We start from the raw sequence: 6,518 nt of genomic DNA, 5'->3' as shown, positions 1-6,518 counted from the left end.
AGGACCTCGTGGGTGGCGGTGCCGCGGTCGTCGAGGCGGCGCACGGCGAACTTGCGCCCGCCCATGTTGATCTTGTCCTTCGAGGTCTTCGCCACGGCAGCCAGCTCACCGGAGTCACCGGCCCGGCTCACCAGCTTGTAGACCATCCCGGCCGTTGGCGCCCCGGATCCGGTCACCAGGGACGTGCCGATGCCATAGGAATCGGCCGGGGCGGAGCGGAGCGCGGCGACGGCGAATTCGTCCAGGTCCGAGGTCACCACGATCCTGGTGTGCACGTTGCCGAGGCTGTCCAGGAGTTCCCGGACCCACCGTGCCTGGGCCACGAGGTCTCCGGAGTCCAGCCGGATGGCCCCAAGTTTGTCTCCGGCGAGGTCGACGGCGGTACGGACCGCCAGTTCGACGTCGTACGTGTCCACGAGCAGCGTGGTGCCGGACCCGAGCGAGGCAAGCTGCGCCGCGAAAGCGTCGCGCTCGGAGTCGTGGAGCAGGGTGAAGGAGTGGGCCGCGGTGCCGATGGTCCGCAGGCCGTAACGCCGCCCGGCGGCCAGGTTGGAGGTGCCGGAAAAGCCCGCGATGACAGCCGCGCGGGCCGCCGCGGCGGCCGCTTCCTCGTGGGTGCGGCGGGAGCCCATCTCAATGCAGGGCCTGCCGCCGGCGGCGCTGGTCATCCGGGATGCGGCCGAGGCGATGGCGCTGTCATGGTTCAGCACCGACAGGACGTAGGTCTCCAGGACGCAGGCCTCGGCGAACGTCGATTCGACGATCAGGACGGGGGAGTGCGGGAAGTAGGCTTCACCTTCCGGATAGCCCCAGATGTCGCCGGAGAACCGGAAGGCGGCCAGATGCTCCAGGGTGTCCTCATGGACCACGCCGGTGGCGGCCAGGAAATCGACGTCGTCCTCGTTGAAGCGGAAGTTCGCGATTCCCTCGAGGAGCCGGCCGGTGCCGGCCACGATCCCGTACCGGCGCCCGGACGGCAGTCCCCTGGCGAAGGCCTGGAAGACGGACCGGCGGTGCGCGGCCCCGGAGTGGAGGGCCGCCTGGAACATGGTCAGCTCATAGTGGTCGGTAAACAGGGAGGTCCGGGGTCCGTCCGGTCCGGCCGAAGTGTCCATGATCCACTCTAGGCCGGGCCGCCCGAAGCCGCAGGTGCCACCCGTGCCGGGAGTTCGCTGGAAACGCCCCGAGTCGCCGGAAACTTCCGGCGAATCCGGGAGTTTCCGGCGACTTCGACGATGCCGGGCTCAGACGGGGCAGCCGTCCGGGCCGCAGGCGCCGGATTCCGCGGGGGAATCGGTGGTGGCGTCCGCAGCCTCCGCGCCGGCGCCCACCATGACCAGCGGGTGGCTGTCCTGCCACGCCTGCTCGAGGGCGGCGGTGAAGGTTTCGGCGGGTTGGGCACCGGAGAGTCCGAACTTCCGGTCGATCACGAAGAACGGGACGCCGCTGATGCCCAGGGCGCGGGCCTCGACGATGTCGTTGCGGACGGCGTCGGCGTAGGCCTCGGTGCTGAACAGTTCCGCCAGTTCGCCCGCATCGAGTCCGAGGTCCAGGCCCAGGGCGGTCAGGTAGTCCTGGCTGCCGATGTCCTTGCCATGCTCGAAGTGGTCGCTGAGCAGGCGTTCCTTCGCGGCGTCCTGCTGGCCGTGGGCGGCGGCGAGGTGGATCAGTCGGTGGGCCGTGAAGCTGTTGGCGACCACGACGGCGTCGAACCGGTAGTTCAGCCCCTCGCCCTTGGCCTGGGCCGCGACGTGCTCGAACATCTGCGATACCTGCGCCGGCGCCATGCCCTTGCGCGTGCTCAGGTAGTCCAGTTCGGTGCCGTCGTAGTGCTCCGGGAGCGTGGGGTCCAGCTGGTAGCTGCGCCACTGCACCTCCACGGAATCGCGGTGCGGGAAGGCCGCGAGGGCGGTTTCGAAACGGCGTTTGCCGATGTAGCACCAGGGGCAGGCGACGTCGGACCAGATCTCAATCTTCATGCCCGCAACAACCGCGCCGCCGCCGGGTCCATTCCCCGGCGGCCTGTCGGCTTCGTCACGGCCCCACGGCTAAGGGTCCTCCCGGCTGAGGGCCGGCCGGCGCCCGCGGCCTCACGGCGCGACTGGGCGCTCCATCACGAAGTCGTGCTCCACGGTGGTGCCGAGCTGGAAGGACTTGGTGCCGACCTTGCGGAAGCCGGACTTTTCGTAGAACCGGATGGCCCGGGCGTTCTGGCTGTTCACGCCGAGCCAGAGCCCGCGGGCGCCGGCTTCCGCAGCCGCGCCGATGCTGGCGTGCATCAGTTCGGCCGAGGCGCCGAGCCCGTGGTGGTCCGGGTGGACGTAGCATTTGCTCAGTTCGGTGCACGGCAGCTCGCCCAGGATGGCGGCTACGTCCGGGTCCCGGGCGGGGCGGGCCACCAGCAGGCTGTAACCGCGGAGGTCGCCGTCGGCGTCGATCACCAGCACCGTGACCTCTGGATCTGCCAGATAGGCCCGGAAATTTGCCTCGCTCAGGGTATTGGCGAGGTGGGCCGCGATGTCCTCCGGCCGGGACTCCGGCGGGCACGCGAGCGGGAAGGTGACGGCCGCGAGTGCGGCCAGCTTCCCGGCGTCGTCCGCGGTTGCTGTCCGGATCCGGTGCGTCATGGCTAAACCCTAGCCCGCGGCGGGGCCCGGGCATCAATAAGAACTGGCGTGGTTGGGGGCTACATATCAGATGGCGTAGCGGAGGATCCCGACGGCCTCCACATTTTCCGGCATGTCGGATCGGCGCACGGCGAAGACCCTGGCGCCCGAGCCGAGGGCCCGGCGAGCGATTTCCTCGACCACGTCCTGTCCGGTGTCGCCGTCCAGGGTGAGTGCGCCGTCGTCTCCGACAGCACCTTTGACACTGGCATCCATGTCCACGGCGAGCGTCGCAATGGCGCCGAAGGCGGCGGCCCGCGCCAAGTCGCTGAGGTCGGCGGTGCCGCGGCCGCTGGGGCGACGCTCTTCAAACGTCGTTTGCAGGGCAACAAGGTCGGCCGCATAGATCCGGTCAAGTACGCCACGCGCCGCTTCCGCCAATTGGGCCGGGGTCAGTTCATCGGGGTTCCCCTCGATGCCCTCGGACGCGAGGTGGGCGTATCCTGCGAGGTTGCGGTAGATGCTCGCGAGCGGCTCCGTCGCAGCGATCACCAGCGGCAGGGACTGCCCGTTCAACAATGGACGAAGCACGTGGTCGACGGAACGGGCGTACTGGGCTAGCCGTACCTTTCGTCCCTCGTCGCCATGCAGCCGCCCGAAGTGGGAGCGGCCGCCGATCGATTCGAGCCCGACGGCACTGGCTGCACCCTGTGGCATGCCCGGTACTGTGACCTCTTCGGCCGGTCGGTCCGCCGTGACCTCGATGAGCCGTGCCCCGTTCTGGGAGATGGCGAGCACGAGCGCCGCGTTGGGGAAGGTGAGGGCACGGAGGAGCGGTGTGATGGCGAAACGATCGGCCACGCTTACGTGGTCTTCGAGATCGTTGGGCAAACGGAACTCGAGAATCGAAGTCGGCGTCACGAAGATGGCCAGGCTCCGCCCCATCTCAAACCAGAATTCCGGGGATCCCAGCAGCTCGTCGAGAAACGTTTCTATCGCGACGACCGCGTCGTTGCTTCCCGCTTCGCGGCGCTGTGCGACGGCGGAACTGAACAAGGACCGGGCTCTGGACTGATTGTCCTCCGAATGGGCAGGGACGCTGCTCGTCGAAAGATACACGGTGACGCTGTGTGGATCGCGCGCTGCGGCCAGCCGTTCCACGTCGTCCCGGGTCGGCATGTCGATGTGCATGGGGGTGCTCCTTTTTGCTATCTCTCGGCTGGGTCGCACGAGGAGGGGGAATGTTCCTGCACCTGCTCGATGCGCAAAGCCGCACCGAGGGGGAAGCAATACCGGATCAGCTCAGCATCGGACCGCTCGGAGTCCCATGTCAACAGTCGGCGGAACTTGCACTCGGGAGGTGTTCGGCGCCTCAAGGAGCACGTCCACGTTGGGGAACGCCAGCTCGCGCTCACCTGTGACGGGCGCGATCCAGACCTCGCAGCGCTGGCCGGGCTGAAGTTCCCGCGGTGCGATGGTGTTTTCCGGGATTTCCGGCACTCGAGGCTCCCGACGATGACAGCTGTGGACTGATAAGTTCCGCTACGGAATCGGACCAGGGCCACGGAATCGGTCCGGCGCAGCGCGGATCCGCGGTGCGCCGGACCGGTTTCGCCGCGTCTGTCCGGAAACGTAGCGGATCCGCACCCTGCGGCGCCCCGCTACTGCTTGAACGCGGCGTCGAAGGAGGTGTTCGAGGCCGGGAAGTCGAACTTCTTCAGCGCGGCGAGGGCTTCGGGGGCGCCGTGGAGCCGGTCCATGCCGGCATCTTCCCATTCGACCGAGATGGGGCCGGCGTAGCCGATCGCGGTCAGGGCGCGAAAGGACGATTCCCACGGCACGTCCCCGCGGCCGGCGGAGACGAAGTCCCAGCCACGGCGCGGGTCGCCCCAGGGCAGGTGCGAGCCCAGCACGGTGTTCCGGCCGGTGGGGCGCAGCTTCGTGTCCTTGCAGTCCACGTGGTAGATCCTGTCCTTGAAGTCCCAGATGAAGGAGACGGGGTCGATGCCCTGCCACATGAAGTGGGACGGGTCCCAGTTCAGGCCGAAGGCCTCGCGGTGCCCGATCGCCTCGAGGGTCCGGACGGTGGTCCAGTAGTCGTAGGCGATCTCGGAGGGGTGGACCTCGTGCGCGAAGCGGACACCGTTTTCGTCGAAGACGTCCAGGATGGGGTTCCAGCGGTCGGCGAAGTCCTGGTAGCCGGCCTCGATGACCTTCTCCGGCACGGGCGGGAACATCGCGACGTACTGCCAGATGGAGGATCCGGTGAACCCGACCACGGTGTCGACGCCGAGGACCTTGGCGAGCCGGGCGGTGTGTTTCATTTCCTCGGCCGCGCGTTGGCGGACGCCTTCTGGCTCGCCGTCGCCCCAGACCCTGGCCCCGACGATCGCCTCGTGCCGGAAGTCGATCGGGTCATCGCACACCGCCTGGCCCTTGAGGTGGTTGGAGATTGCCCAGACCTTGAGGTTGTACTTCTCCAGCACGGCCAGCTTGGACTCGACGTAGCCGGGCTCGTCCCAGCGCCAGGCGTCCAGGTGGTCACCGGAGACAGCGATTTCCAGGCCGTCGTAGCCCCAGCCGGAGGCCAGGCGGGCGACTTCCTCAAAGGGCAGATCGGCCCACTGGCCGGTGAACAGGGTGTACGGGCGGGGCATGTCAGGTTCCTTCGGTAATCGTTTGGGTGGTCCGTGCGGACGGGGTGAGCTGGATGAGTGAACTTTTGGCCGCGGCGCTTTCCTCCACGGCGGCGAGGATCCGCTGGACGGCCAGCCCGTCCTCGAACGACGGCGACGGCTGGGTTCCGTTGCCCACCGCGACGAGGAAGTCGCGGATCTCGTGCGTAAACGTGTGTTCCCAGCCGATCACGTGGCCCTGCGGCCACCATGCTTCAAGGTACGGGTGCTCGGGTTCGTTGACGAGGATCCGGCGGAAGCCCTGTTCGCGGACCGGCAGTGTGGCGTCCAGAAAGCCGAGCTCGTTCAGATCCTCCAGATCGAAGAGCAGGGCTCCCTTGTCGCCATAGATCTCCAGCGTGAGCGAGTTCTTCCGCCCGGCGGCCACCCGGGAGACCTCCACCGAGGCGATGGCCCCGGAGGCGAGGGTCAGCGTGGCCCAGGCGGCGTCGTCGACCGTCACCTCCTCCAGCCCGGCAGCGCCCGGGCGCCGCGGCGTGAAAGTGTGCAGCCGGCCGGAGACCTCGGTGACCGGCTCGCCCAGGAGGAACAGCACCTGGTCGATCGCGTGGCTGGCAATATCGCCCAGCGCCCCGGACCCGGCGGTGTCCTTGTTTAGCCGCCACGTCATGGGCGACTCCGGGTCCACGAGCCAGTCCTGCAGGTAGGCGGCCCGGACGTGCCGGACGGCGCCGAGCCGGCCCTCCGCGATCAGCTCCCGGGCCAGCGCCAGGGCCGGGACCCGGCGGTAGTTGAAGCCGATCATGGACTGCACGCCTTGCCCCCGCGCGGTCCGGGCCGCCTCCGCCATGGCCTCGGCCTCGGCGAGGGTGTTGGCCAGCGGTTTCTCGACCAGGACGTGCTTGCCGGCGGCCAGCGCGGCGATGGCGATTTCCGCGTGCATGAACCCCGGCGCGCAGATATCGACGATGTGGATGTCATCCCGGGCGATCACTGCGCGCCAGTCCGTGGCGGACTCGGCCCAGCCGTACTTTGCGGCCGCCTCGGCGACGCCGTCCCGGTCGCGGCCGACCAGGACGCGCCGTTCGAACGCCGGGACGTCGAAGTAGCTGGCAACATTCCGCCAGGCGTTCGAGTGGGCCTTGCCCATGAACGCGTACCCGATCATGGCCACACCCAAACGTGAACCGGCGGCGGGGCCGGGGGTGGTTTCGTGGGAATTCATTGCTGGTCCCTAGAGTGTGGAAGCGGTGGGGTCCCAGTCCTTGGGGAGGGC

Annotated in this window: 6 protein-coding genes; all 6 read right to left on the bottom strand. The window is 68.5% G+C overall.

Annotation, left to right across the window (positions count from 1 at the left end; genetic code table 11):
- A partial coding sequence (locus LQV45_RS15385) for a nicotinate phosphoribosyltransferase (protein ID WP_230007787.1) occupies nt 1-1,115 on the bottom strand: 1,115 nt, incomplete at its 3' end.
- A gap of 129 nt (nt 1,116-1,244) precedes the next feature.
- Nucleotides 1,245-1,979, bottom strand: coding sequence for a DsbA family oxidoreductase (locus tag LQV45_RS15380; protein ID WP_230007786.1), 735 nt, complete (start codon nt 1,977-1,979; stop codon nt 1,245-1,247).
- Nucleotides 1,980-2,090: 111 nt separating this feature from the next.
- On the bottom strand, nt 2,091-2,627 hold the full coding sequence (locus LQV45_RS15375; RefSeq protein ID WP_230007785.1) for a GNAT family N-acetyltransferase: 537 nt from the start codon (nt 2,625-2,627) through the stop codon (nt 2,091-2,093).
- Nucleotides 2,628-2,693: 66 nt separating this feature from the next.
- Nucleotides 2,694-3,797 carry a hypothetical protein gene (locus LQV45_RS15370; RefSeq protein ID WP_230007784.1) on the bottom strand — a complete coding sequence of 368 codons (1,104 nt, stop codon included), beginning with the start codon at nt 3,795-3,797 and terminating at the stop codon, nt 2,694-2,696.
- A 470-nt stretch (nt 3,798-4,267) separates the two neighbouring features.
- Nucleotides 4,268-5,263 (bottom strand): sugar phosphate isomerase/epimerase, encoded by a 996-nt coding sequence (locus tag LQV45_RS15365; RefSeq protein WP_230007783.1) that lies wholly within the window; start codon nt 5,261-5,263, stop codon nt 4,268-4,270.
- A gap of 1 nt (nt 5,264) precedes the next feature.
- Nucleotides 5,265-6,467 (bottom strand): Gfo/Idh/MocA family protein, encoded by a 1,203-nt coding sequence (locus LQV45_RS15360; protein ID WP_230007782.1) that lies wholly within the window; start codon nt 6,465-6,467, stop codon nt 5,265-5,267.
- Nucleotides 6,468-6,518: the final 51 nt, after the last annotated feature.

Source organism: Microbacterium sp. Bi128, from assembly GCF_918698205.1.
Note: the sequence above shows the minus strand (reverse complement) of the source record. Positions and strands in the feature narration are given on the sequence as shown.

Coding starts and splice junctions, on each gene's coding strand:
- LQV45_RS15380 (WP_230007786.1), bottom strand. CDS start 1,979: ATGAAGATTGAGATCTGGTCCGACGTCGCCTGCCCCTGGTGCTACATC.
- LQV45_RS15375 (WP_230007785.1), bottom strand. CDS start 2,627: ATGACGCACCGGATCCGGACAGCAACCGCGGACGACGCCGGGAAGCTG.
- LQV45_RS15370 (WP_230007784.1), bottom strand. CDS start 3,797: ATGCACATCGACATGCCGACCCGGGACGACGTGGAACGGCTGGCCGCA.
- LQV45_RS15365 (WP_230007783.1), bottom strand. CDS start 5,263: ATGCCCCGCCCGTACACCCTGTTCACCGGCCAGTGGGCCGATCTGCCC.
- LQV45_RS15360 (WP_230007782.1), bottom strand. CDS start 6,467: ATGAATTCCCACGAAACCACCCCCGGCCCCGCCGCCGGTTCACGTTTG.